The 24,129-nt window shown below is 50.3% G+C and carries 23 protein-coding genes; all 23 read right to left on the bottom strand.

Features of this window, described 5'->3' with window-relative positions:
- Positions 1 to 126 precede the first annotated feature (126 nt).
- Positions 127 to 912, bottom strand: a complete 786-nt coding sequence (locus C508_RS18145) for an inositol monophosphatase family protein (protein ID WP_018703030.1) — start codon at positions 910 to 912, stop codon at positions 127 to 129.
- Positions 913 to 1,165: 253 nt separating this feature from the next.
- On the bottom strand, positions 1,166 to 1,606 hold the full coding sequence (locus C508_RS0107990; RefSeq protein ID WP_156817598.1) for a hypothetical protein: 441 nt from the start codon (positions 1,604 to 1,606) through the stop codon (positions 1,166 to 1,168).
- A gap of 170 nt (positions 1,607 to 1,776) precedes the next feature.
- Positions 1,777 to 3,216 (bottom strand): sigma-54-dependent transcriptional regulator, encoded by a 1,440-nt coding sequence (locus C508_RS0107985; RefSeq protein WP_018703028.1) that lies wholly within the window; start codon positions 3,214 to 3,216, stop codon positions 1,777 to 1,779.
- A gap of 113 nt (positions 3,217 to 3,329) precedes the next feature.
- Positions 3,330 to 4,028 carry a DUF6946 family protein gene (locus C508_RS0107980; protein WP_018703027.1) on the bottom strand — a complete coding sequence of 233 codons (699 nt, stop codon included), beginning with the start codon at positions 4,026 to 4,028 and terminating at the stop codon, positions 3,330 to 3,332.
- Between the two features lie 16 nt (positions 4,029 to 4,044).
- Positions 4,045 to 4,497 (bottom strand): MarR family winged helix-turn-helix transcriptional regulator, encoded by a 453-nt coding sequence (locus C508_RS0107975; protein ID WP_018703026.1) that lies wholly within the window; start codon positions 4,495 to 4,497, stop codon positions 4,045 to 4,047.
- Positions 4,498 to 4,774: 277 nt separating this feature from the next.
- Positions 4,775 to 5,248 carry an SsrA-binding protein SmpB gene (gene smpB / locus C508_RS0107970; protein ID WP_018703025.1) on the bottom strand — a complete coding sequence of 158 codons (474 nt, stop codon included), beginning with the start codon at positions 5,246 to 5,248 and terminating at the stop codon, positions 4,775 to 4,777.
- The gene (gene rnr / locus C508_RS18140; protein ID WP_018703024.1) at positions 5,245 to 7,548 is read right to left on the bottom strand and encodes a ribonuclease R; all 2,304 of its coding nucleotides are present in this window, start codon (positions 7,546 to 7,548) and stop codon (positions 5,245 to 5,247) included. Before rnr ends, smpB begins: the two co-directional genes overlap by 4 nt.
- Positions 7,545 to 7,961, bottom strand: coding sequence for a PaaI family thioesterase (locus tag C508_RS0107960; RefSeq protein WP_018703023.1), 417 nt, complete (start codon positions 7,959 to 7,961; stop codon positions 7,545 to 7,547). The genes rnr and C508_RS0107960 overlap by 4 nt, the downstream gene beginning before the upstream one ends.
- 24 nt (positions 7,962 to 7,985) lie before the next feature.
- Positions 7,986 to 8,723: an alpha/beta hydrolase gene (locus C508_RS0107955; RefSeq protein ID WP_018703022.1), complete on the bottom strand. Its 738-nt coding sequence runs from the start codon at positions 8,721 to 8,723 to the stop codon at positions 7,986 to 7,988.
- A gap of 95 nt (positions 8,724 to 8,818) precedes the next feature.
- Positions 8,819 to 10,888, bottom strand: coding sequence for a methyl-accepting chemotaxis protein (locus C508_RS0107950; protein WP_018703021.1), 2,070 nt, complete (start codon positions 10,886 to 10,888; stop codon positions 8,819 to 8,821).
- A gap of 124 nt (positions 10,889 to 11,012) precedes the next feature.
- Positions 11,013 to 12,179, bottom strand: coding sequence for an HD-GYP domain-containing protein (locus tag C508_RS0107945; RefSeq protein WP_018703020.1), 1,167 nt, complete (start codon positions 12,177 to 12,179; stop codon positions 11,013 to 11,015).
- Between the two features lie 188 nt (positions 12,180 to 12,367).
- Positions 12,368 to 13,546, bottom strand: a complete 1,179-nt coding sequence (locus C508_RS0107935) for an HD-GYP domain-containing protein (protein ID WP_018703018.1) — start codon at positions 13,544 to 13,546, stop codon at positions 12,368 to 12,370.
- A 111-nt stretch (positions 13,547 to 13,657) separates the two neighbouring features.
- Positions 13,658 to 13,888 carry a preprotein translocase subunit SecG gene (secG, locus tag C508_RS0107930; RefSeq protein ID WP_018703017.1) on the bottom strand — a complete coding sequence of 77 codons (231 nt, stop codon included), beginning with the start codon at positions 13,886 to 13,888 and terminating at the stop codon, positions 13,658 to 13,660.
- 86 nt (positions 13,889 to 13,974) lie between these two features.
- Positions 13,975 to 14,640, bottom strand: a complete 666-nt coding sequence (locus tag C508_RS0107925) for a ComF family protein (protein WP_018703016.1) — start codon at positions 14,638 to 14,640, stop codon at positions 13,975 to 13,977.
- 110 nt (positions 14,641 to 14,750) lie between these two features.
- Entirely contained in the window at positions 14,751 to 16,907 is a 2,157-nt protein-coding gene (gene recD2, locus C508_RS0107920) for an SF1B family DNA helicase RecD2 (protein ID WP_018703015.1), read from the bottom strand.
- A 167-nt stretch (positions 16,908 to 17,074) separates the two neighbouring features.
- The gene (locus tag C508_RS0107915) at positions 17,075 to 19,000 is read right to left on the bottom strand and encodes an ABC-F family ATP-binding cassette domain-containing protein (RefSeq protein WP_018703014.1); all 1,926 of its coding nucleotides are present in this window, start codon (positions 18,998 to 19,000) and stop codon (positions 17,075 to 17,077) included.
- A gap of 236 nt (positions 19,001 to 19,236) precedes the next feature.
- Positions 19,237 to 20,076, bottom strand: a complete 840-nt coding sequence (locus C508_RS0107910) for a family 1 encapsulin nanocompartment shell protein (protein ID WP_018703013.1) — start codon at positions 20,074 to 20,076, stop codon at positions 19,237 to 19,239.
- Positions 20,077 to 20,088: 12 nt separating this feature from the next.
- The gene (locus C508_RS0107905; RefSeq protein WP_018703012.1) at positions 20,089 to 20,424 is read right to left on the bottom strand and encodes an encapsulin nanocompartment ferritin-likeEncB family encapsulin nanocompartment ferritin-like cargo protein cargo protein; all 336 of its coding nucleotides are present in this window, start codon (positions 20,422 to 20,424) and stop codon (positions 20,089 to 20,091) included.
- Positions 20,425 to 20,588: 164 nt separating this feature from the next.
- On the bottom strand, positions 20,589 to 21,338 hold the full coding sequence (locus C508_RS0107900) for a SagB/ThcOx family dehydrogenase (protein WP_018703011.1): 750 nt from the start codon (positions 21,336 to 21,338) through the stop codon (positions 20,589 to 20,591).
- Complete coding sequence (gene hisIE / locus C508_RS0107895) at positions 21,338 to 22,012, bottom strand: bifunctional phosphoribosyl-AMP cyclohydrolase/phosphoribosyl-ATP diphosphatase HisIE (protein WP_018703010.1); 675 nt, start codon at positions 22,010 to 22,012, stop codon at positions 21,338 to 21,340. The genes C508_RS0107900 and hisIE overlap by 1 nt, the downstream gene beginning before the upstream one ends.
- Complete coding sequence (gene hisF, locus C508_RS0107890; RefSeq protein WP_018703009.1) at positions 22,012 to 22,770, bottom strand: imidazole glycerol phosphate synthase subunit HisF; 759 nt, start codon at positions 22,768 to 22,770, stop codon at positions 22,012 to 22,014. Before hisF ends, hisIE begins: the two co-directional genes overlap by 1 nt.
- Complete coding sequence (gene hisA, locus C508_RS0107885) at positions 22,764 to 23,504, bottom strand: 1-(5-phosphoribosyl)-5-[(5-phosphoribosylamino)methylideneamino]imidazole-4-carboxamide isomerase (RefSeq protein WP_018703008.1); 741 nt, start codon at positions 23,502 to 23,504, stop codon at positions 22,764 to 22,766. The genes hisF and hisA overlap by 7 nt, the downstream gene beginning before the upstream one ends.
- On the bottom strand, positions 23,501 to 24,109 hold the full coding sequence (gene hisH / locus C508_RS0107880) for an imidazole glycerol phosphate synthase subunit HisH (protein ID WP_018703007.1): 609 nt from the start codon (positions 24,107 to 24,109) through the stop codon (positions 23,501 to 23,503). The genes hisA and hisH overlap by 4 nt, the downstream gene beginning before the upstream one ends.
- Positions 24,110 to 24,129 lie beyond the last annotated feature (20 nt).

Genomic DNA, 24,129 nt, shown 5'->3' with positions numbered 1-24,129 from the left:
TCCTTGTTAACCTTTTTTCGCACGAAGTTAACCATATGTATTAAAGAAAAGAGCGCCTTTAAACGCTCTTTTTATATTGTAACTTATTTTTTTCTTGTTGTAAAACGTCATCCTTGCTAAGCGTTTTCAACTTCCTGCGTCAATTTGCTGCAACTCCGCCGCTATCCACTCGTAGACTCGGGGAGATGCCGCCACCAGTGAAATCTTCCGGTCATTCCGAAATGAACGTACCACGCCCCCGGCCTCTGTCACCAATAAAACACCTGCCGCTGCATCCCATGGGGACAAATTCATTTCCCAATAACCGTCAAAAGAACCTTCCGCTACACAGGCTAAATCATAAGCTGCCGCTCCAAACCGCCGCACCGCCCTGGTTTTAAGAAGTAAGGAATTAAAATAGTCCAGATTATTCAAGGGATGCGTAGCCACATCATAAGGAAAGCCTGTCGCCAATACGCAAGACTCCAATGATGGCTTATCAGAAACCTGAAGAAGAACGCCGTTTTTTCTGGCGCCGTCCCCTTTTACAGCCGTAAAAAGCTGATCCAGCATCGGCGCATACACAACGCCCAATATGCTTTCTTGTTTATGCTGCAATGCAATGGAAACAGCAAAAATAGGCAGCCCCTGGGCATAATTCGTAGTACCGTCCAATGGGTCAACAACCCAGCAATATTCCGAATCCGGGCCGCTTGCTCCCGATTCTTCCGACATAATGGCGCAAGAAGGAAATTCACGTCGCAGCGTTTCCAAAATCATTGTCTCGGAACGCAGGTCCACTTCGGTCACCAAGTCAATCTCGGTGCTCTTTGTCTGCACCAACAAGTCGCGACGCCCTAAAAACTCCTTTTGCATCATTCCAACGTCTCTGGCTAAGGCGCTAATCACCTGCAAAGCCTGTTGTAAATCCATAACTCTAAGCCCCCTTCTACAGACAACTAACGGAAAGCTTTTCCTGCCACCGGCAGCCTTCTGCTATTAAATTCTGCTCTACTTTCCAATCCCCTGCCTGCTAAAAGAAGCCTCGTGGCGTAAAAAATCACCAACACCGTTGAAATCAATTCCTTTTACTGTTTATACTTCAACATTCCAGCATAATCAACCTTGAAAATTGAAGGCAAATTGCAGTGTACCAAAAAGAACGCTTCTTCTAAATTAGCAAATATTAGTCTCCACAACGTTCCATAGGGTCCTGCAAGTATGTAGCTTGCTCTTCACTGCACATGCCTCTGCGTAATTGTTTAGCCCAAAGGCATTTGCGCAACAACGCCTTGCGATTTCCTTCCGCTAAATAGCCATAAAAGCCCACCAAAAAAACGGCGCGCAATATTTGTCTGGTACCAATTGGGCACGATTGCGATTCTCGCACAAAATAATCAATATCATCGACCGCTTGCATAACCCGACTTGCCAAATCTCTGCGCGAACCGGAAAAACATTCTACTGCTTGACTATGACAAGAAATCACTTCAATACTTAATGCTTGCATGCCCATGCCATTATTCTGCATCTTCTCCGCCAGTTCCAAAATACGCTGCCCGGATCGCAATACTTCCTGCGCCCATTTCACCATCGGTTGTGTTTCGTAAGCTTCGTACTGCATCAACGACCCCACCCCTTCATGTCTGTTTTGCTTTCATTGTTATTAATAGCAAAAGCCATGCCAAAAGAAAAAGGCCTGATTCCAGGCCTTTCGGTCTAGTTAGCGCACCATTTCGTACATCCCGGTACAAATTATCGTTTGACTGTACGCATAAGTACACTATGAGTCATTGACTACTCTTCACCTTCTTGTTGTCGTTTAGAATATAAGCGACTATAAATGGCCCGGCGTGTCAAACCCATGTATTGAGCCGCAGCCGTTTTATTGCCGTCGAACCGTTTCACTACGCTTTCAATGATACGCCGCATAAAATCGTCTAAGTCAAAGCCTTCTTCCGGCAGTACAAAATCATAAGGATTCAACAAACATTGCATCACTGGCTCTTTTTCCGAAACTCCCAAAGGCAAATCTTTCAGAGCAATCCGTCCCGGCGGCAAAAATAGAGTAACCCGCTCCACTACATTACGCAGCTCCCGTACATTGCCCGGCCAAGAATAGCAACGCAAATATTGTTTGGCCGAATCAGTCAACTGGTATTTACCGCCCGCTTTTTGCTGTAAAAACGATTCAAACAGAGGCACAATATCCTCTACCCGCTCGCGTAACGGCGGAATCAAAATGCGACCTACATGCAGCCGATAGTACAAATCTCTCCGAAATTCACCGCTGTCCGCCATATCCTGTAAGTTTCGGTTTGTAGCGCAGATAAGACGCACATCGCATTTTATCTTTTTTAATCCCCCTACACGGTAAAACTCATGCTCCTGCAACACACGCAGCAGTTTCGCCTGCAGTTCTAACGGCAATTCGCCGATTTCATCCAAAAACAAGGTGCCGCCCTGGGCTAAATCCAGCTTACCTTTCTTGCCGGTTCGCAGTCCGCCGGTAAAGGCGCCGGCTTCATAACCAAATAGTTCGCTTTCAAACATGTTGGCGTTTAAGGCCGCACAATTCACATCAATAAAAGGCTGTCCATGACAATCCGATCCATGATGCACAATCCGCGCCAAAATCTCTTTACCTGTCCCAGTTTCGCCTTCAATCAACACGGGGACGCTGCGATCCGAATGAAACCGTTGCGCCCATTCTACGGCTTGCTTCATCGCTGGCGAGGCCACAACAATTTCAGTCACCCCTCCATAGCCTAACTCCGTACGCAAGCGAGACAATTCATCACGCGCTTCTTTAATTTCCGCTTCAACGCATTCACTGAAACGCTCAGTCAAAAGTTTATTTTCCCGACGCAAGGCCAAGTGCTCTTCCATACGGCTTATCTGCAACGCAACTTCATCCAATTGCAGCGGCTTTTGCAAATAATCATACGCTCCGGCGCGCAAAGCAGCCACCGCTGATTGTACATCGCCAAAAGCAGTACACATGACCACTTCAAATTCATCACGTCCGGGTTCTTCTTTTAAACACTCTAATAATTCCAAGCCCGACATGCCAGGCATACACAGGTCTGTAAAGACCAAGTCAAAGCGATTTTGATGAAACAAAGCCAGCGCTTCCTCACCGGAAGCGCATTTCCATACAGTATGCCCTTTCCCCTGCAGATAATCCGTCAACATCGTACGTATCAGTAAATCATCATCTACAATCAAAATTCGCATAAGCCCACCTCGTTCCACAACCGTCCGCATTCCCCAAACTCATTGAAGAAAAACCCAACGCCGCGCGCCCCTTCCTGAGGCTCATATTTATCTTCTTGGACTCTTTGAGCCCGTTACTCCTGACAATCGCGAAGAAAAACCCACGCAAAAAAAAGCTCCACGCCGCGAACCTCTACCGGTCCGCAAAGGGTATCAGCTTCTCCCTCCACTCCATAAAGGGCTACGAATTTTCTATACTCTTGCAAGCTGCCCTCTTCAGAACAATGAAACCAAACTACGGCCTGCCTTGCGCCAACTCGCTCCGCTTCTAAGAGCGCCAATGCCGTACGATATAGAAACTGGTATTTTACATGGACAATACTCTGTCCCACCAGGCCCAATTGCGCCGATAAAAATTGCGTCCGCGAGTCATCTTCCGTCTTAGGAGCGTCTTCTCTCTCTACAGTCATTGGTTTTCCCTTTAGACGCAGCCACTCTTGCACAGACGGCCCCATTGCATTACAAGCCGTCGCTTCCAACATCATTACAACCAGCTCTCTTTGCTGATTGCAAGCCAGTACATACAAATCGCTGCTCGACGGTACGCCTCCCTTTGGCAAGGGCAAGCGATACTCGGGAAAGGCGAAAAGTTTTTTCAGGCCTTGCAACCGAGGCTGCGTGGCCGCCATAGCAAGAACGTAAGCAGGTAAATTCTCACTCTGCCACCACAACTGCGCCATCAGTCGCAACTCTTGGGAACATTCCCACTGCGCTGAATTACCTAGATACTCTTTCCAACGCTCTAATGAATCCAAGGGAACATGCATGCGCATTCCACCCAGCCTCCCATCATTTCCGGTTTTCATGCGCCCTATTATGTATTTTTTGCAGCATCATCGCAAATTGTTTTCGTTCCGTTTCGTCCAAACAGGCTGTAAGCTGTTTAGCAAAATAGCGATATCCTTCATCCTCCAGATGAATTAGCTGCTCTCCTTTTGGCGCTAAATGAATATGATATACCCGCAAGTCTTCTTGAGACTGACATTTGTAGACATATCCCTTAAGCACCAATTTTTGCACAATCGCCGTTACTGTCGATTTTTTTACCTGAAATTTCTCTGCAAGATCACGGAAAGTAGGCCGCCCCAGCTCCCGTACGGCATGCAGGTAATGTAACTGCGTCAAGGTCAGCGCACAAAGATCCGTCCCTGCTTCCGCTTTTTGTCGATGTTCTCGTACAGCCTGCCGCATTACGCACGAAATCGCTTCAATAGTCTCTACCACCAGGTCTTCAAATTGCATTCCCAAGTCTGGCTCCTTTCCTTAGCAAACCGAGTAATCATAAAAAACAAGCTTGCTGCCTGTTATCGCCCTAAGCAATTCCGATTATTTAAAAATATATAAATATACTTTTGTTTTATATTCGTCGACTATTAAATTTTCCCTGCCTTGCTTTTACGCCCCGTTTAAGCAAAAAAACTACTGGAAACCTCAAAATCATTGATACATATATCTCGCACAGTTCAATTGGTAAAATAGTGTCTTGTTAAAGGAAAAAAGGACCGCTAAAGCGGTCCTTCTACTCTTTTTGCCGGTCACGCAGCGCCCGTTCCATGTCGCGCTTTGCGTCGCGTTCCGCCAAATCCTGTCGTTTATCATATAGCTTTTTACCACTGGCCAAGGCCAACTCTACTTTGGCTTTCCCTCGAGCAAAGTATATTTTCAAGGGTACCAACGAAAAGCCTTTTTCCCTGGTTTTCCCCAAAAGACGATTAATTTCCTGGCGATGCAGCAGCAGCTTGCGCGGCCGCAACGGATCGTGATTGAAACGATTCCCCTGATCATAGGGGCTAATATGCATTTGTTGCAAAAATACTTCACCATTTTCAATACGAGCATAGCTATCTTTTAAATTAGCCTTACCGGCGCGCAATGACTTAACTTCCGTACCGGTCAAGACAATTCCCGCTTCAAACGTCTCATGTATATGATAATCGTGGCGGGCTTTGCGATTTTCCGAGACAATCTTTATTCCCGCCCCATTTTGACTCATTGTTTTTTCCTCCTCTTGCTTTTAACCCGGTCCGATGGTTTGCCGCGTTTTCCCCCAACAACATCCTTACCTGCCTGATGTTTCGGCTTATGCGGCGCATTCTGTTTTTTTGCAACAACCGGGCGCGCCCTTTTCTCGTCCCCAACGCCTTTAGGCTGCTTTTCCCCGCCGGCAACCAGTTGAAAATCAATATTTCGCTCTAGCGAATTCACGCGAGCCACCCGGATCGTCACAGGCTGCCCCAATTGGAAGAGGCGACGCGTCCGTTCCCCCAACAGACTGTAACGTTCTTCAATAAATTGATAATAATCGTCATCCAGCGTAGAAATATGCACAAGCCCTTCCACACCGTTATCCAGCTCTACAAAAAAGCCGAAGGCCGTTACACTGCTGATCACGCCGGCAAATTCTTCGCCAATGAAGCGTTCCATATATTCCACCAGCTTCAACTGCACGGTTTCTCGTTCCGCTTCCGCCGCCGCCCTTTCTCGTTGCGAACTGTGCAGCGCAATTTCAGGCAGCTCTTTTTCTAGTTTTTCCCTTCGTTTTCCCTTAAAGCCTTTTTGCAGCCACTCTCGCAGCATGCGGTGCACGATTAAATCCGGATAGCGTCGAATCGGCGAAGTAAAGTGTGTGTAATACGGCGCCGCCAGACCAAAATGCCCCAAGTTTTCCGCTTCATACCGCGCTTGTTTTAAAGAGCGCAGCATAACGGTACTGACTATTTTTTCCTCTGGCCGCCCGGCAATGCGCGTTAGAATCCTCTGCAGCGCCTCAGGGCGCACTTCCCCTTGCGTCCGCCGCAATTGTTCGCCAAAGTTATTCAGCAACAAATCCAACTTCAGCAATTTTTCCGGATCCGGATTCTCATGGACTCTAAACAAGAACGGCAGCTTCTGACGATGCATGTGTTCCGCTACCGTTTCGTTCGCTACCAGCATAAATTCTTCGATAACCGACTCGGCAATGGTCCGAACACGCCGGACAATTTCCAAAGGCCGCCCCTCAGCATCCAGCTTTACTTTGAGCTCTGGAAAATCAAAATCCACAGCGCCGCGGCGCATACGCCGTTCGCGCAAAATGTGGCAAAGCTGCTCCATTTTTTTCAGATGCGGCAAATGCGAATGATACCGTTCTTCCACCGACTCCAGGCCCTCGACAAGCATTTTCCTCACTACTGTATAAGAAAAACGCTCCGCAACTCGAATTACGGCCGGGAATACTTCATATTGCCGAACCCGCCCAGAGGAATCAATTTCCATTTCACAAGACATGACCAACCGGTCCACCTGGGCGTTTAAGCTGCAAATGCCGTTGGATAGGCGCTGCGGCAGCATGGGGAGCACTCGGTCCACCAAATAGACACTCGTACCGCGTTGCCGCGCTTCCACATCAAGACGGCTTCCTTCCCTTACGTAATGGCTCACGTCGGCGATATAAACACCTAGACGGTACATTCCATCAGCCATTGCCTCTACATAAACCGCATCATCTAAGTCCTTGGCATCCTCGCCGTCAATCGTAATGATGGGCAAATGCCGCAGATCACGCCGTTCCGACAATTCCTCTTCCTGTACGGTTTCCGGCACGGCGTCGGCTTCCGCCAGCACTGGCGCATCAAAATCGGAAGAAAGCTGATGCCGCCGCAAAATAGACAAGACTTCCAAGCCTGGATCTCCTGGGCGTCCCAGTTCTTCAATAATCTTTCCTTCGGCGCTGCGTTTTCGCTCTGGCCAGCTAGTAATCTCTACAACGACTTTGCTGCCGCTGGCGGCGCCGCCAAAGAACTCTTTGGGAATAAATACGTCCTGGCCCAAACGCACATCATCGGGTCTGACAAAACCGTAATTGCGCCCGGCTTCGAAGAGACCTACCATCTGCAAATTCGCCCGGCCCACAATGCGAATGATTTCCCCTTCCCTCGAACGTCCCTGTACCGGCCGCCGGGAATGCACACGCGCGATTACTCGATCGTTGTGCATAGCTGTCCCCATATCATCAGGAGCAATAAATACATCGCTTTCCTCCGGATGCAGGCGCACTTCGGGAATAACAAAACCAAAGCCCTTATTAGTCATTGCCAAACGTCCGACAACAAGGTTCATTTTTTCCGGCAAGCCATACCGCTCATAGCGAGTTTTAACGATCACCGCTCGTTCTTCTAATTCTGCCAAGACCTCCCAAAATTCAGCCAGATCGTTACCCTTCAAACGCAGTTTTTCCGCTAATTCCTCTGCGCTCAAGGGCCGATAAGCTTCTTCTTGCATAAATGACAGTACAAGCTCTTCCAGGCGGCTCATGACAGATCACCAAGAATCGCCACCAGGGCCTTCCCTTCCGCCGTAACCGAGCCGTCAGCCAAGCGGATTTGCGCAGTCATTTCCGCCATGTTCCCTCGTTGACCCACAACTCTTCCTTCAATCAGCAGTTCTTGGCCGATCGGCGTCGGCGCGCGAAAGCGAACCTCCAGCTTAGCCGTAACAGCCTGCTTTCCTTTGGCATAGTAATACCGCCCCATGATCTCATCCAACAGTGTGCTTACAAGCCCGCCATGCATAACGCCGTTGTAGCTTTGATGTTCCGGTCCCGCCGTGAAACGGCTGCGATACACGCCGTCGGCCGTATCTTCTTCAAAGTGCAGCTTCAAGCCAATTGGATTCAAAGAACCGCAAGCGAAGCACCACTGATTAGGATCTTCTTTCATTTCCGCCATTTTCTAGCCCTCCCGTCATTCTTCTTAGGGAGCCGTCAAAAACGCTTTCACTTGCGCAAAGACCAGCTCCCGTTCTATATCCAAGGTCACCAAATGACCCGATTTCTCCAGCCAGACCAATTCCTTTTGCAAACTACCGGACTGTTCGTAAATATGCAGCGCGCTCCGCGGCCGCACTGTGTGCTCGCGGCGGCCCTGCATCACCAGCAAAGGCGCCTGCACCTGCGGTAGCAGCCGCTGCACATGGCGAATCAGTTGTAATAGGCTTTTTACGCATGCCAACGGAGTCGACTCATAGGCTACGGTATAGCAATCGTCTACATCCGCAAAGCGACGCCGTTTTTTAGGCGCATAGGTGCGAAAGAGACGAAACATATCTACATAATGAGCTCTTTTATCATACAAATCAATGGGGGCGCTTAACGATACTGTCTTCCATACCGGCAGTTGCGCGCTTAACGCCAATGCCAGCAATCCCCCCATGGAAAGTCCCACTACAGCTACTTCTGAACACAAGGAACGAAGCAGCCAATAACCGTCTTCAGCTCCTCCATACCAGAGCGGCCAGCGAGTTTCCGCCATTTCTTCCACCGTTGTTCCGTGCCCAGGCAGTCTCGGCGCCAGCACTGTATACCCTTCTTGATGCAACGCTTCGCCCAAAAGGCGCATCTCCGCCGGCGAACCGGTAAAGCCATGCAGCAGCAAAACTCCTTTTTCTCCTCCTGGCAGCAAAAACGGCTCTGCACCGTGTAAAATCGCCATTGCCCGTCCCCTTCCCTGCTTATTTCTTAATTATACCATTGAGACGCAAGAAGAGCACCGCTTGCAGCGGCGCTCTTCCGTTAATAGCTTATGTTTTATACACGAAATTTAGCAATTCCTTGCCGCAAATCTTCCACTGCTTGCAGTAATTGCTTGGCTTCGGTTTGCACTGATTGGACTGCCTGGGCCTGTCCATCCATGGTCGAAGCCAGTTGTCCAGTAATAGCGGAAGTCTCCTCCGCGCCAGCGGACAAGGAACTAAAGCTGCCCACTACCTCTTCCGTCTCATGAAGCATTGATCCAAAACGCTCTTCCATAGCATTCAAAACGCCCTGCATCTCCTCGACGGCTTGCGTAATTTCCTGGAACATAGCATCCGTGCTCCGCACCGCCTCCTGCTGCCGTTCCGTAACATCGCAGGCTCGCTTGATTTCCGCCACCGCCTGGTGTGAAGCTTCTTGAACCTGACCGATTACCTGCCGTATTTCGCCAGCTGCCTTGCTGCTCTCCTCCGCCAGCTTGCGTACTTCTTCCGCCACTACGGCAAACCCGCGACCATGTTCGCCCGCTCTAGCCGCCTCAATGGAAGCGTTAAGCGCCAATAGATTGGTCTGCTCGGCAATCCCCTCGATCGCTTCAGTGAAGGAAGCAATGCGACGATTTTCCTGGTCAACACGCTGGACTACCGCATCAACGCCTTCCACGGCCTGCCGCTCTTCGTTCATCTGCTGATTCAGCACGCCCACAATTTCATTTAGATCCTTACTGAAGCGGCGAATCATCTCATAGGCTTGCCGCACATCCTGCAAACGGTTGCCTGCATGCTGCACATGCCCAGCCATATCATGCATCCGGGCCACGCCCTGCTCCAGCTCTTTCGCTTGCGAAGCGGAAACAGTGGCAATTTCCTGTACTGACGCCGCCACTTCCTCTACGGACTGCGCCGCCGAAGCAGCGTTGGCATCCAATTGGCGCGAGCGGTTTTCCACATCACCGGCTACATTCCTAGCGCCGGCAACCAAAGCGCCCACTTCTTGGCGCATATTCTCCAACGACTGAAATAAAACGCCGCTTTCATCGCTATAGTTCAAATATGCAGGTTCAACTTTTTGCGAAAAATCCCCCTGTCCCAGTTGTCCCAGTAAGTTCGCTGCATTTGTTAAAGGCGCAGCAAAGCGACGCGCCAGCAAGAAGGATAGCCCCAAAACCAGAAGAATAGTAACGCCAAGCACAAGCAGCAGCGCACTACGCACATGGGAGGCGCTCTCATTCAGCTGCGCCGCTTCTACCAGCACAACATATTTCCAGCCGGATTGTTGGGAAGTCACTACGTTCGCAACATGCTCCACACCATTGAGTTCTAAGGAAACTTGCCCCTCTGCAATGCCAGCTAATGTACTCAAGGAAGAATCCTTCAAATCCGCCAGCTTTTTAAAATTCAATTCCGGATTACGAGGATGGGCAATAATCGTTCCTTTACTATCCAAGAGTACCACATAACCAGTTTCACCAATTTTGATGTCCTGAATCAGCTTTGTCACTACCGGCAAATCTACATTCACGCCCATCACGCCGCGGAACTGCCCTTGTTCATCCGTCACAGCCGTAAAAATACCAATCGTAGGCACGCCTTTGCTCGTCATAAAGGGATCTGATACCCAAGCGTCCTTTTGCTTCAAGCTCTCTTTGTACCAATCGCGGCTGCGCGAATCATATCCTGTTTTCCGCGGAATAGCCGGCCACTGCAAATAGCCGCCATCTGAGAGACCGAAAGAAATCGTGTTCACCTTCGGATGGCTTTTGGAAAACTGTACAAATTGCTGGTACAGCTCCGCTTCATACCCCCCTGTAGCGAAGGGGTCCATAGGTACCATGCCATCCGGACCTCCTTGCTTTTCCATATAGCGTGTGACGCTAGCGCCGCTGCGGCGAGCCAAGGGCCATTGCGCCAGCAAACGGACATTTTCCTTTTGTCCTTCAAAAAATAAGTTCACCGCGTTGTCTACTTGCATGACCTCGCGAGTCGTACTTTGCAAAAAATCGCTTTGGGTCTGTTCCTTAACGGTCCGATCCAAAACAGCCGCCAGTATAAAAAGCGGTATCAAGACAATGGCCAGCAGGGCCAACGATAATTTTCCCTGCAGTGAACGAAACGGCTTTAACATCCTAGTTCCTCCCTATGTTTCAACAATGAATGGTTTCAGTGTAACGAATTCTGTTCTGGAAAACTATCAGATAAATTCTGATAAAAAAGCCGGAAGCAGCTTGCGCTGGCTTCCGGGCATCTTTTTATGTTTTAATCACTTTTTTCACTTCAATGCCACTGCGGTCATTAATGCGGTAAAATTCACCCTTTTCACCGCTAACCAACATATTTTCGCCGCATTCTTCATCCCACTGCACAACCCAGCCTGTTTTTCCATTCGAAAGCTCTACTTTTTGCCCCAATAAGAAAAAATGAATTTCCTTAAGAAGCGCTCTGCCAGCCATTACCTCAAATTCGGCTCCATATACCTGTTTATACAGCTCTCTAGCCGCTCCAAAAGGGCTGACCTCTGAACCATCCGGCTGCCTGCGGCTGGTTCGGCTTTCATACGCATCTGCTAACGCCAGCACTTTAGCATACGGATGTGTTTTCATGCTGCCCACCCGCATCGGATATCCCTGTCCGTCCGGGCGCTCATGGTGTTGCAGCACTCCCATAAGCACAGGCAGCGGCAATGGCGTCTCTTTGCATGTTTCTTGCAAATATCGATAAGCCACAAGCGGATGCGTCCGCATAATGCGCTCTTCTTCAAAGGTTAACGTCCCTTTTTTATCCATAATGCGCAGAGGCAAGTGAAATTTCCCTACATCATGGAGCAATGCCGCGAAAACGGCTTCGCGAATATCTTTCTCGCCAATATTTCCTTGCGCCCGCATAATCATCGCCGTCAAGAAAGCAACACTCAACAAGTGATTGTTAATGAGTGTTTCCTCTTTTTTTTCAAAATGAAGCAACGGCAAAACTTCAGCCCGCACTAGACATAAATCGGCAATTTCATCCGACACCCGCCAGAGAATCGGCCAATCCACAGGACTGCGCAACCGTATAGCCGCCCATATTTTCTTCATTTCTTCGGAAAGAACGTTGTAGCGCTGCTTAAATAAGGTTTGTACAGGACTAACCAACGGACAGTACGCGCCTATCGTCTTCCACGCTTCCTCAGCGTTTACCGAAGCTGGCAACTCGTCTGTTTCCTGCATTTCTCCTATAACAAAAGTATTTTTATCGGTCCGCACCACATCAATCGCAGATAAGGACAGCCGCTGCAACAAAGCAATCGCCCGTTCATCCAGCACGGTCCCGCCTTGCATTACAATCGCGCCTTTACTGTTTTTCGCAGGTCCAGCCAAACACATGCCCGGCCGCAATTGCTGCACCGAGCAAGACATACCTTGTGCTTCCTGATTCATACCATGTCCCCTCCTGGAGGCATTACTGATTTCAAGCGTCTTGCCTAAATTTATAGAGTTTCTGAAGATAACTCGCAAAAATATAGATAATTTAAAAAAATTATACCAGTTTGCAACAAAAAAAAGAATCCTCCAAAAGGAGGATTCTTTAACATTGGAATTTAAAGACAACCAGCATTAGTAAGACTTTAGTCCCCCAACATCTCTTTTCTACGCGGCTGTACAATGGTTTGAATAGCCATACCGCACCGATCATTCAACAAATAAGTACGCCCTCGTTTGTCCATTACCACTGCATTTTCTCCGCAGCTTTCATCCCATTGAGTCAACCAGCCTTCACTGCCATTGTCCAAACGCACTTTTTGGCCTACTAAAAATTGATGTATTTGAGTCAATAAAGCCCGCGTCGCTGGAACGTCCAGACGGTCACGCGACATATCGCGCCTCAGTTCCCTCGCTGCCGTAAAAGGATTGTGCTGTTTTCCATACATTTTTTTAGATGTCATCGCATCATACATATCAGCAATAGCCAAAACGCGGGAATATGCATGCATTTTAGCTTGCCCCACCGAAATAGGATAACCGCTGCCGTCTAAGCGCTCATGATGCTGCAAAACGCCAGCTAAAACAGGCAACGGAAACACGCCAGCTTCCTGCAGCAAGCGAAACCCTAAAACGGCATGCCCTTGTACAGTTCGCATTTCCATTGGAGTCAGCGATTCTGTTTTATGTAAAATTTCTTCCGGAACTTGCAATTTTCCTACGTCATGAAGCAACGCAGACAGGGCCACTTCATTTACTTCTTGTTCATTCCAATCCAGTAAGCGAGCCATCATCGCCGCCAATAAAGAGACATTTAGAGAATGATGCACTAAATACTCTTCCTGGCGAGACATAAAATGAATACAAGGCAGCACTTGCACTGCCAGCAATGATAAGTCCGCAATTTCGGATACGACCGCCTCAATTTCATTCCAAAGGACTTCTTCTTTTGCTTCATTGCTTTCCGCCTGCAAATTGGCAAACTGCCTCGTCAGCCGCACCATCCATCCTTCATAATGCTCACGAAACAAATCCCATAACGGATCAACAATGCTGCAGAAAGGGCCAGGATGCCAAGAAGACTCCCTCTCCACAATTTCAGATACAACGGCCCGTCGGGGCGGCGCCATCCCTTCTTCGCGCCACTCCACAACATCTACAGGCCCGATATGCAGCCGTCCAAGAATTTCAATAACCCTGCGATTCAGCTCGGTTCCCGGTTTCAGGATCATACGGCCGCAGCCATCTGTCACCGGCGCCACTAGCCTCATGCCCGGCCGCAGTTCTTCTACCGCACAGCCTCGGATTACCGCCATGCCGCCCATAAACAACACTCCTCCTTTGCAAAGAATGAAAAACCCCCGACAAAATGCCGGGAGTTAATGATCTCAGAATGTGCTGATTGGCGAGCAATGGCTCGAATAACCAGCCGATTCTTACCGCATGATAACGGATAAAGCCATAGTTACCAAACCAAAAAGAATACCTAATATCATTGTCGCTCTCGCTAAAAACTGGTCCAACCCTCTCGCTCTGCCGCCAAAAAGGCTCTCAGCGCCGCCGCCGATGGAGCCGGATAACCCTGCGCTTTTTCCTGATTGCATTACCACGCTGGCAATCAAGGCTACGCAGATGATTGCATCAATAATCATCAAGGCTGTGCTCACTACCTACACCCCCATTTTTGTCTTAGCTTATATTTTAACACAAAAGTCAAGAAAGCCCAAGCGAAAGATACTCTCTGTCCGACTACTCAGCCTCTAGAACTACTGGCTAAAGCCAGTCCTTCCACTTTTTCAGCTCCCACCGCTAAGAGCGTTTTAGCACATTCATCCATCGTAGCGCCAGTTGTAAAGATATCATCCACTAAGAGAATCCTTTTCCCTTGGATTAAGTTGCTTTTTTGTACCCGAAACGCGCCGCGAATATTTTTTCTTCTCTCATTCGACGGCAACTCCCATTGCGGCAGCGTCTCCCTCTCCCGAAGCAGCACATCAGGAAGCCATAAAAATCCTTGTTTGCGACTCCAAGAGGAAAACAGTAATTCGGTTTGGTTATAGCCTCGTTCTCGCCGCCGCTTCGGATGCAACGGCACTGGAACCACCGCATCTATACCTGCAAAGCGTACCGTTCCTGCCGCCTGCGTTAAAAGCCAAGCTAAAGCGGCTTGTTTATTATCCTCGCCATGGAATTTAATATCCTGCAACAAATGGCGCACCGCGCCGCTGTACTGACAAACAATGAAACAACCTGCCAAGTGCTTCAATCGATGCAACGCAGGAGACAAAGCTTTGAGGGAGAGCACCGGTCCTAAACATAAAGGACACCATTGCCCATGTTCCGCCACCGCTTTGCCGCAACCAGGGCATTTAGGAGGATACACCAGGTCTAGACAGGCTTTGACTAACGTCCCCAACAAGAAAACACGCCTCCTTTGAGGAAAAACCAATGCATTAAACCATACAGTTTAGTAAAAGCACTAAGCAAGTCGCTTTCGCATGAGATGTGAATAAATGATTAGCTCCTGCTCTAGCATGTTTCGCCTTTTAAGCGCTCCGCCAACAAGGAATACCTCTTCTTCGTCCGATCATTGCCTACGGCCGTATTAATTGCCGCTTGGCTGCCAAGAAGAATGACTTTCTCTTTCGCTCTGGTAATAGCCGTATAGAAAAGATTGCGCTGCAGCATGCGGTGATGTCCTGGCACAAGAGGCAAAATGACCACCGGGTATTCACTGCCCTGGCTTTTGTGTACGCTCATCGCATAAGCCAAAAGAAGCTGATCCCCTTCACCGGCCTCATAGACTACCTTTTGCTCCGGGTAACGCACCGTCACTTTGCCGTCTGCCAGTTCGCAAATTTGGCCGATATCACCGTTAAAGACGCCTTTTTCATAATTATTACGAATCTGCATAACTTTATCTCCCAAGCGGAGCACTTGATAAGGCAAATTCAATTCTCCCTTGCCTGGTCCCGGAGGATTAACCGCCTGCTGTAACAGCTTGTTGAGATTTTCCACGCCGCAAGCAAGTCGGTGCATCGGCGATAAGACTTGAATATCACGCAGCATATCATATCCTTGAGCCGGCAGCTCCTCTTGACACAAGCGCACCACCATCTCCGCCGTCATTTCATCGCTGCTGCAGGGATAAAACTGAAAATCCCGGCTGCTGCGGCAGTCCGGCGTATAGCCGCCATTAATGCGGTGAGCGTTTTCCACAATCCCTCCGCCTTGCGCCTGACGATACACTTCAGTAAGACGCACGACCGGTACCGCCTCCGAACGCATTAAATCCTTCAAAACGGCGCCCGGCCCCACCGAAGGCAGCTGATCCGCATCGCCTACAAAGATAACCCGGCAACCATCGGGTACAGCCTGTAGAAAACTATCTGTCAAGGGCATGTCCATCATGGACACTTCGTCCAAAATCACCACGTCCGCTTCAAGCTGCCTGTCGGCATCCCGCAAAAAGACCTGCGCCCCGGAACCGTCCACCGAAGCTTCCAAAAGTCGGTGTACCGTAGAAGCCTCTTTGCCGGTAGCTTCCGCCAGCCGCTTAGCCGCTCTGCCGGTCGGCGCACCGAGAAGAATCTTAAATCCTTCTTTTTCCAGTACCTCCAGCATACCGCGTACTACCGTCGTTTTGCCTGTTCCAGGTCCGCCGGTCAAAATCAAAACCCCGTGCTGTAGCGATGCCATCATGGCTTGCCGCTGCGCCTCCGCCAATTCTAAACCAGCCTGATCTTCCCACTGTTCCACAAGGCTTTCATAGTTTGCAGATCGCCCCGCACGCGCCCTGCAGGCAAGCTGTTTAAAGCGCTGGGCCACTCGGGTTTCCGCATGGTACAGATACCAGGGATACAGCAACGTCAAACCGTCCCAAGCTTCGCTGCAAAGCACGTCTTCCGCAATAAGCCGCCGCAAGCATTCTCCCACCTCCAGCGAATCCACACCTAAAAGCTTGCTGCATTCGCTGCGCAGCATTTCCTCCGGGATGCAGCAATGTCCGGCTTGTCCTACAAGAGACAAGGCGTATTCAATCCCCGCTTCCAAGCGTTCATCGCTGTTCCTAGGCCGCCCCATAGCTTGGGCCATTTGGTCTGCCGTACGAAAACCAATGCCATCGACTTCCGCCGCCAAGCGGTAAGGGTTGTTTTGCAGTATCTCCTGCGAAAGCGAACCGTAGACAGAAAAAATTTTAGCTGCATAAGCGCCGCTAACGCCGTGCATTTCCAAAAACAGCATCAGTTCACGCTGCTCGGAAACCTCGCTATAGGCATCATGTATGGCCTGTGCTTTTTTCTTGCCAATCCCGTCCACTTCCGCCAGCTTTTTGGGCGAAGCCATTAACACGTCTAGCGTCCGCTCCCCAAAGCGCTGCACCATCCGAGCGGCCAAAGCCGGTCCAATACCTTTAACAACGCCGGAAGCCAAAAAGCGTTCAATTCCTTTGATGCTTGTCGGCGCGACGCGCTTCAAAGACGCCACCTTGAACTGCCGACCAAAACGGGCATGTTCCACCCATTCGCCGCTCGCTTCCACAGCCTCGCCCACTAACGGCGCCGACATTTGACCGGTTACGGTGCAAGCGCCAGTACGCCCGTCCAGTTTCATGCGAAACACCGCAAAGCGGCCATCCGGACTTTGATAGGTGACGGAATCCACCGTCCCGGTGATGACTTCCATAAAAACTCCTTAGTATCATTGAACACAGAGCAACAGAGCAAACAGAGGAAATGCGGAGAAAATTACGTTCTCCTGCGTCTCCCCTGTTTTCTCTGTTTTTCTTTGTTACATCATTTACAGTTGCTATATTATTTCGCTTTACACAGCCAATTTCCTGCCTCTAAGCGTTATTCTTCCTGCAGCTCCAGCCACTGGGCATAGACTTCATCCAATTGGGCCGCCAATTTTTCTCTTTCTTCGGCCAAGCGCTGCATTTCCTCCGGCTGCTCCAGATTTTCCGGCAAGTATAGCTGCTGTTCATTCCATTTTAACAGCATTTCCAGCTCCGCAATACGCTCCTCCAGTTTAGGCAATTTACGTTCTGCGTCGCCTTTGCGGCGTGAAGCGCTCATCGCAACAGGAGCCGGTTCTTCTTTTGGGAGAGTTACCGCCGGTTTTGGCGCAGCACTCTGCTTGCCGGCCGGTTCCGCCGCTTCCTCTGCCAGCAGTTGCTGCGCTGCTTCTTTTTGCTCTTGATAGTAGCTGTAATTGCCCACATATTCCCGCAATACGCCGTCTTCCAGCTCCAAAATGCAATTGGCTACTTTATCGAGAAAATATCGGTCATGAGATACCACTAAAAAGGTGCCCGGAAACGCCATAATCGCTTCTTCCACCGCTTCACGCGCCGGAATATCTAAATGGTTCGTCGGTTCATCCAGCACCAGAAAGTTGGCCCCGGACAACATGAGCTTTAAAAAAGCCAGTCTCGCCTTTTCACCGCCGCTCAAGTCGTCAATACGCTTATACACGTCGTCACCGCGAAACAAGAACGCTCCCAAATAACCTCGGCTGCGCTCTTCGCTCAAATGGTACTCGCTCATAATTTCATCCAGCAAGCGATGCGGCCCATAGAGAGTCTCATGCTCCTGCGCAAAATAGCCCACTTTAACGCGATTTCCCAGTTTAATTTCGCCCCGTAGCGGCGTTAGCTCGCCCAGTACCAGCTTCAAAAGAGTTGTCTTCCCCGCGCCATTCGGCCCTACCAGCGCTACACCGTCGCCGCGCCGAATTAAGAGAGACAGCTTTTCAAAAATAGTACGGCTGCCATAGGCGGTAGCCACATTCTTGCACTCCAGCACCCGCTCGGCGCATTCCGCCGGCGGCGAAAAAGCAAAGTGATCAAAGCGGGCTTGCGAAGCCGGCAGCACAATGCGTTCCATACGAGCCAGACGTGTCTCACGCCCCCGAGCTTGTTTTGATTTAACCCCTGCCTTATAGCGTCGAATGAATTCTTCCGTCTGGGCAATAACGGTCTGCTGTTTCTCATAGGCCCGTTGCAAGGACTCCATACGCAGCGCTTTTTGTTCCAAATAGCGGCTGTAGTTACCTTCATAAGCGGTGACCGTGCCGCTTTCCAGCTCCAAAATACGCGTAGCTACGAGATCTAGGAAATAGCGGTCATGGGAGATAATCAGCATGCCCCCGGCGTAACCGCGCAAAAACTCCTCCAGCCACTTCGTCATGGCAATATCCAAATGGTTTGTCGGCTCGTCCAAAAACAAAAAGTCAGGCTGCCGCAAAAGCGCCCGAGCCAACAAAATACGCGTTTTCTGCCCGCCTGAAAAGGCAGCCGCCTCCCGCCCAAAATCATCTTCCGTAAAGCCCAGACCAAAGGCCACTTTGCGGATGGTTGCGTCTACCTCATAGCCGCCGCCACGCTCAAAATGCTCTGTTGCCCTGGCATAGGCCGCCATTTTCCGTTCCAGCTCTTCCGGTTCTTTTTCGCCGGCCAATTCCTTCTCCAACCGCCGCATCTCTTCTCCGCAAGCCAGCACATCCTCATACGCCTGGCGCAGTTCTTCATACAGCGTAACCGCTCCAAAATCGCCCTGCTGCTCTACATGCCCCACGGTTTCGCCGGCCGGCCAGGAAATCTGCCCTTTGTCATGCTGCTCCGTACCTAAAAGGCAGCGAAACAGCGTGGTTTTGCCAGCTCCATTGGCTCCAATAATGCCGATTTTATCACCGCGCCGCACTTCAAAAGATACATTTTGAAACAGCGTCTCTATACCAAAGGCTTTGCCTAGCTGCTGCACCCGAATCGTTCCCATTTTGCTCTCCCATCATTCGTCCCTAAAATCTGTTCTTAATTATAGCATACAAGAAACGGTTTCGGTGAAAATGGGAACGAAGCTCGACGATTGAACAAGAGTCGCGCTGAGAACCGGAGGGCGTGCAAGAAGGCGCGATGGAGTTAGAAATTTTGCATAAAACAATGGCGTAAAGCCAGAAAAAAGCAAGCCGCCTCGCAACGGAGACGGCTTGCTTAAGCTCAATGATATAGGTCTTAGCCTTCCAAGGTGCAGATCGCGTCAGGACGGCGTACTAAGAGCGCCGCCGTTTCCAGCACACGGAAGACATGGTTCATATTGGTGGCCCCCATATAGGCAGTGGCCATATCCTGACCGATGGCCAGATTCAAATTCTGTGTGCCTGTGGCCAAAACAACGGCTTTATTGCCGGATATAACATTCGAGTAGTGAACGCCGCCGGTCAAAATGGCTTTTACCTGATCCAGTTCCAGCATGCCCGTATTGCCGAAAACGCGCACCAGCTTACCGAATAGCATCGGGCTCACCACCATGGCGTACGGACCGTAATGACCCGCTTCAGAAAGAGCGCCTACGGCTTTCACTACATCCGCTAACGCTGCGCCAGTCTCGCTCCAGTCGCTCATCTTCTGCGTCAGACGGCCGGCCACATTAAAGAGCCCGGCATGTCCTAGCTCCGCATTGCCGTTAAAAATCAAAGAATCTTCCTGCACCGCCACATAGTTGGCCGCCACCGCTGCTGTCGATACATCCAGAGGCAATCCCAGATGCCGGTCCGCTTCCACATCGCGCCACATAATTTTGAAATCCTTATACAACATTGGCAGATTCACAGTCGCTCGATGGCTGGCTTCCACCACAAATTCTTCCGTTTCTCCTACCATATCAATCCCGGTGGGAGATTTTCCGCTGAATACGGAATAGGGAATACTGTACACGCCCGAGCCCATGGGGCCCAAAACATCGATTACACGACGCGCTACCAACATAGTACGCGCGGTTTCAACTACCGCTTGATCTACGCGAGCCCATTCGCCGTCTGTCAAAGGCGCTGATTTACGATCTAAATAATCCATGTTCATTCCTCCTTATTTTTTACCAAACAAGCTGCCTACGGTCATCGCCGGAGCCTCTTCCGTCTCGCCCTCAACCACATGCTCGCCTCCAGCGGTATGGTCTTCTAAAAACTTTTCTTTTTGAATTTCATCAATCCGCGTAATTAAATGAGTCAGTTCAGCTACATGCTCTTTTTCATCATCCCGTATGTGCGCCAAAAGGCCTTTAATTTCTTCGTTATCAATATTGTCAATATGCCACTGGTATTGGTTGATGGCTTCCAATTCGCCCACCAAATCCTCACGCAGCCAAATCAACGTCTGTTCCAACGGAGTTGCTTCTCGGGACTCATTTTTTCCATAAGCCATGTATATCTCCTCCTAGTAATTAATTCTATTGTTTCATTTCTTCACAAATAAGAATTATCCTTCTTTTAATTTTCTGTCTTTTATGGAAATCAAGCTCTATTTTCTTAGAAAAGATCAGCTTGAGAAAAAAAGAAAACCGCTTACGCGGTTTTCCCTCTTCTAGCCTATTCCACTTTATATTTTTTCCCTACAGCCGCCCCGTAAACGACGAAACGCTCTTCTTCGCCTAAATCCAAAAGATCATGCAGCGCTTCATCATCAAAAGCGCCGATGGCGCAGCAGCCACAGCCAACTGCTTCGCTGCTAAGATACAAATTCTGACAAACATGGCCTGCGTCTAAAAATAAATAGCGATAGCCTCGTTCGCCGTAACGCCAAGTCATGCGCGGCGATTCGGCCACCCAAAAAAAGCTGACCGCACTGTTTTTTACAATTTCCTGTCCTTTGCAAGCATGACTGAGCACTGCCGGCCAAGCCGCCTCTGTGCTCAACTGCTGTAGTTGATGATCCAGCGCCAAAAAGCGATATAACCCCGGTTCCAATCCTTCGACGCGGTTAATGAGCAAGTACGTCTCCAAGGCATGCCGCGCCCCGGCGGAAGGAACAGTCCGAAAGGTAGCCGCCCGCGGCACTACCTGCTTGACCCCTTGGGTGCACCAAAGTAGGAAGGACAATTCCTCCTGGGTCAATGCCTTACTGGCGTATTCGCGGACGCTTGTACGCAATTCAACAAAGGCTAAAAAATCCACCGGCATAGCTGGAAAGGTATCCGGCTGCGGCAAGTTAAAAATAGGCAGTTCCCGGTCAACTTCCGTTTCCAGCCGCGGCTGCGCCAGCCCCATCTGCTGGGGTGTCGGCACGCCGCCGTCCAAACGAGTTTTCTTTAAGAATTCCTGCCCCGCAGGCTTTCGCATTAGGCTTTGCCTCCTTTGCCTTTTTTACGACGCCCTTTTAACTCCAGCAGCAGCTGCTGCGGCGTCAGCTCATGGAAGGCCAAAAGCACTAGGCAGTGATACCACAAGTCAGCCATTTCGTAGAGAATTTCCCCAGCGTCGTGATTTTTCGAGGCAATAATGGTTTCCGCCGCCTCTTCGCCGACCTTTTTAAGAATCTTATCCTGTCCTTTTTCAAAAAGATAGGTTGTATAAGATCCTTCTACAGGCGTCAATTTGCGTTGATGAATGACATCATACACTTCGCCCAGTACCGCTGGCAGCGATGCGCCATACACTTCAGAGGCGTCCACTTCCGGCGCCAGCACAGCCGTTTTATTCTCTAAGCGCCGGCTGAAGCAAGAAAAGGTTCCTTCGTGGCAGGCAACGCCGCTTTGCTCCACTTTAACCAGCAGGGTATCGCCGTCGCAGTCATAGAAAATATCCTTTACCTTTTGCACATGACCGGAGGTTTCTCCTTTTTGCCACAACCGCCCGCGGCTGCGGCTGAAAAACCAGGTCACACCGCTGGCCAGAGTCTTCTCCAGCGCTTCTTTATTCATATAAGCGACCATCAGCACCGCGTTTGTTGCTTCATCCTGAATGACCGCGGGCAATAATCCCTGAGCGTCAAATTTTAGTTGTTCCCATTCCATTAATAACGCACCTCCACTTGGCGGCTTCGCAAATAGTCCTTGACCTGCCGCACTGTAAACTGTCCATAGTGAAATACCGAGGCCGCCAGCACTGCATCTGCTTTGCCAGCCGTCAACACATCATAAAAGTGACTCATTTCGCCAGCGCCGCCGGAGGCGATTACCGGAACATTGACCGCCTCCGCCACAGCGCGTGTCAGCGGGATGTCATAGCCGTCCTTCGTGCCATCCTTATCCATGCTTGTGAGCAGAATTTCTCCGGCTCCCAGTTCTGTAGCCTTGCGGACCCATTCCAATACATCCATACCTGTCGGCGTCCTGCCGCCATTGACATAGACTTCCCAGCGATTATCACCGCAGGCTTTAGCATCTACCGCCAGCACAATGCACTGCCGCCCAAAGGCGTTCGCGCATTCACGCAGCAGTTGAGGATTTTTGACAGCCGCCGTGTTAAAGGAAGCCTTATCGGCTCCGGCTTTCAGCATGCGACGCACATCATCCACGCCGCGAATACCGCCGCCAACGGTAAAGGGGATAAAGACTTTTGAAGCCGTACGCTCCACTACCTGCACCATAGTATTGCGTTCTTCACACGAAGCGGTGATATCAAGAAAAACCAATTCGTCCGCCAATTCTCCGTCATAACGCTCCGCTAGCTCCACCGGATCGCCAGCGTCGCGGAGACCGACAAAATTGGTCCCTTTCACCACTCGGCCGTCTTTTACATCTAGACAAGGAATAATACGTTTCGTCAGCATGCCCCCTCGCCTCCCTTCGCCGCCTGCAACGCCTCTGCTAAATCCAAGCTGCCTGTATAAAGAGCCTTGCCGATAATGACGCCCTCTACGCCGCGCGAAGCGACACGGCCAACTTCGCGAATATCCGTCAAGTCCTTGACGCCCCCCGAAGCAATAACCGGAATTCCCGCCGCTTCCGCCAAGCGCGCAGTAGCCTCGGCATTGACGCCGCTTAACGTTCCGTCGCGGCTGATATCGGTATAAATAATGCGGGCCACCCCTACCGCCGCCATGCGTTTTGCCAACTCCGTCGCTTCCATGCCGCCGCTGACACCCCAGCCTTCCACCGCTGCAATGCCGTCTTTAGCGTCAATGCCCACAACAATGGCGTCACCAAAAATACGACAGCCTTCTTTAACCAATTCAGGCTGGCGCACCGCCACAGAGCCGAGAATCACCCGGCGTACGCCTTTAGTCAAAAGCAGCTCCACCGTTTGCAGGTTGCGAATGCCGCCGCCAAGCTGTACAGGCATAGTTACGGCCTTTAATATTTCTTCTATTGCTGGCAGATTAGCAGGCTTCCCCGCTAAAGCGCCGTCAAGATCGACCACATGCAGATATTCTGCACCGGCTTCTTGCCAGCGCTGCGCCATCGCGGCAGGGTTATGGCCATAGACCGTTTCCTGGTCAAAGCGCCCTTCCGTCAAACGGACACAGTTGCCGCCGCGAATATCAATTGCCGGAAAAAGTATCATGGCTGCCACTCCTTAAAGTTTTTCAAGATCTGCAAACCAACGGTTCCGGATTTTTCCGGATGAAACTGCACGGCCTGCACATTGCCTTGGCCGACTGCGGCCGTAACGTCCCCGCCGTATTCCGTCACCGCCGTCACCAGCGATGCATCCTCCGGCACCGCATGGTAGCTATGCACGAAATAAACAAAGCTTCCCTCTGGCAGTCCTTGAAACAAAACTGATTCCTGCCGCCAAGTCAGACTGTTCCAGCCCATGTGAGGAATTTTCAGTCCCGGAGCTTCTATCAACTTGACTTGCCCTTGAAAAATCCCTAATCCCGGCACGCCAGGATCTTCTTCACTGCCCTCAAAAAGCATCTGCAGCCCTAGGCAAATGCCCAATAGAGGCTTACCAGCTGCTGCTGCTTCCTGAATGGCCGGAACCAAGCCGTACCTTTCCAGGTTTCCCATGCAATCGCCAAAAGCGCCAACCCCTGGCAGAATCACTTTATCCGCGCTTAAGATATCTTCCGGCTTGGATGAGACGCGCACCTCGGCGCCCAGCCGTTCCAAGGCTTTTTGCACGCTGTGCAGATTGCCTCGCCCGTAATCAATAATGTTGATCATACGCCTCTCTCCTCCATGCC

It is taken from the genome of Anaeromusa acidaminophila DSM 3853 (assembly GCF_000374545.1).
Taxonomy (GTDB): domain Bacteria; phylum Bacillota; class Negativicutes; order Anaeromusales; family Anaeromusaceae; genus Anaeromusa; species Anaeromusa acidaminophila.
The sequence above is the reverse complement of the archived record's forward strand: the minus strand, read 5'-3'. Positions and strand labels throughout refer to the sequence as shown.

What these genes read in the sequence shown, in the direction of transcription:
- C508_RS18145 (WP_018703030.1), bottom strand. Translation starts at nt 912, where the DNA reads ATGGATTTACAACAGGCTTTGCAGGTGATTAGCGCCTTAGCCAGAGAC.
- C508_RS0107985 (WP_018703028.1), bottom strand. Translation starts at nt 3,216, where the DNA reads ATGCGAATTTTGATTGTAGATGATGATTTACTGATACGTACGATGTTG.
- C508_RS0107980 (WP_018703027.1), bottom strand. Translation starts at nt 4,028, where the DNA reads ATGCGCATGCATGTTCCCTTGGATTCATTAGAGCGTTGGAAAGAGTAT.
- C508_RS0107975 (WP_018703026.1), bottom strand. Translation starts at nt 4,497, where the DNA reads ATGCAATTTGAAGACCTGGTGGTAGAGACTATTGAAGCGATTTCGTGC.
- smpB (WP_018703025.1), bottom strand. Translation starts at nt 5,248, where the DNA reads ATGAGTCAAAATGGGGCGGGAATAAAGATTGTCTCGGAAAATCGCAAA.
- rnr (WP_018703024.1), bottom strand. Translation starts at nt 7,548, where the DNA reads ATGAGCCGCCTGGAAGAGCTTGTACTGTCATTTATGCAAGAAGAAGCT.
- C508_RS0107960 (WP_018703023.1), bottom strand. Translation starts at nt 7,961, where the DNA reads ATGGCGGAAATGAAAGAAGATCCTAATCAGTGGTGCTTCGCTTGCGGT.
- C508_RS0107955 (WP_018703022.1), bottom strand. Translation starts at nt 8,723, where the DNA reads ATGGCGATTTTACACGGTGCAGAGCCGTTTTTGCTGCCAGGAGGAGAA.
- C508_RS0107950 (WP_018703021.1), bottom strand. Translation starts at nt 10,888, where the DNA reads ATGTTAAAGCCGTTTCGTTCACTGCAGGGAAAATTATCGTTGGCCCTG.
- C508_RS0107945 (WP_018703020.1), bottom strand. Translation starts at nt 12,179, where the DNA reads ATGAATCAGGAAGCACAAGGTATGTCTTGCTCGGTGCAGCAATTGCGG.
- C508_RS0107935 (WP_018703018.1), bottom strand. Translation starts at nt 13,546, where the DNA reads ATGGGCGGCATGGCGGTAATCCGAGGCTGTGCGGTAGAAGAACTGCGG.
- recD2 (WP_018703015.1), bottom strand. Translation starts at nt 16,907, where the DNA reads ATGGAAGTCATCACCGGGACGGTGGATTCCGTCACCTATCAAAGTCCG.
- C508_RS0107915 (WP_018703014.1), bottom strand. Translation starts at nt 19,000, where the DNA reads ATGGGAACGATTCGGGTGCAGCAGCTAGGCAAAGCCTTTGGTATAGAG.
- C508_RS0107910 (WP_018703013.1), bottom strand. Translation starts at nt 20,076, where the DNA reads ATGGATTATTTAGATCGTAAATCAGCGCCTTTGACAGACGGCGAATGG.
- C508_RS0107905 (WP_018703012.1), bottom strand. Translation starts at nt 20,424, where the DNA reads ATGGCTTATGGAAAAAATGAGTCCCGAGAAGCAACTCCGTTGGAACAG.
- C508_RS0107900 (WP_018703011.1), bottom strand. Translation starts at nt 21,338, where the DNA reads ATGCGAAAGCCTGCGGGGCAGGAATTCTTAAAGAAAACTCGTTTGGAC.
- hisIE (WP_018703010.1), bottom strand. Translation starts at nt 22,012, where the DNA reads ATGGAATGGGAACAACTAAAATTTGACGCTCAGGGATTATTGCCCGCG.
- hisF (WP_018703009.1), bottom strand. Translation starts at nt 22,770, where the DNA reads ATGCTGACGAAACGTATTATTCCTTGTCTAGATGTAAAAGACGGCCGA.
- hisA (WP_018703008.1), bottom strand. Translation starts at nt 23,504, where the DNA reads ATGATACTTTTTCCGGCAATTGATATTCGCGGCGGCAACTGTGTCCGT.
- hisH (WP_018703007.1), bottom strand. Translation starts at nt 24,109, where the DNA reads ATGATCAACATTATTGATTACGGGCGAGGCAATCTGCACAGCGTGCAA.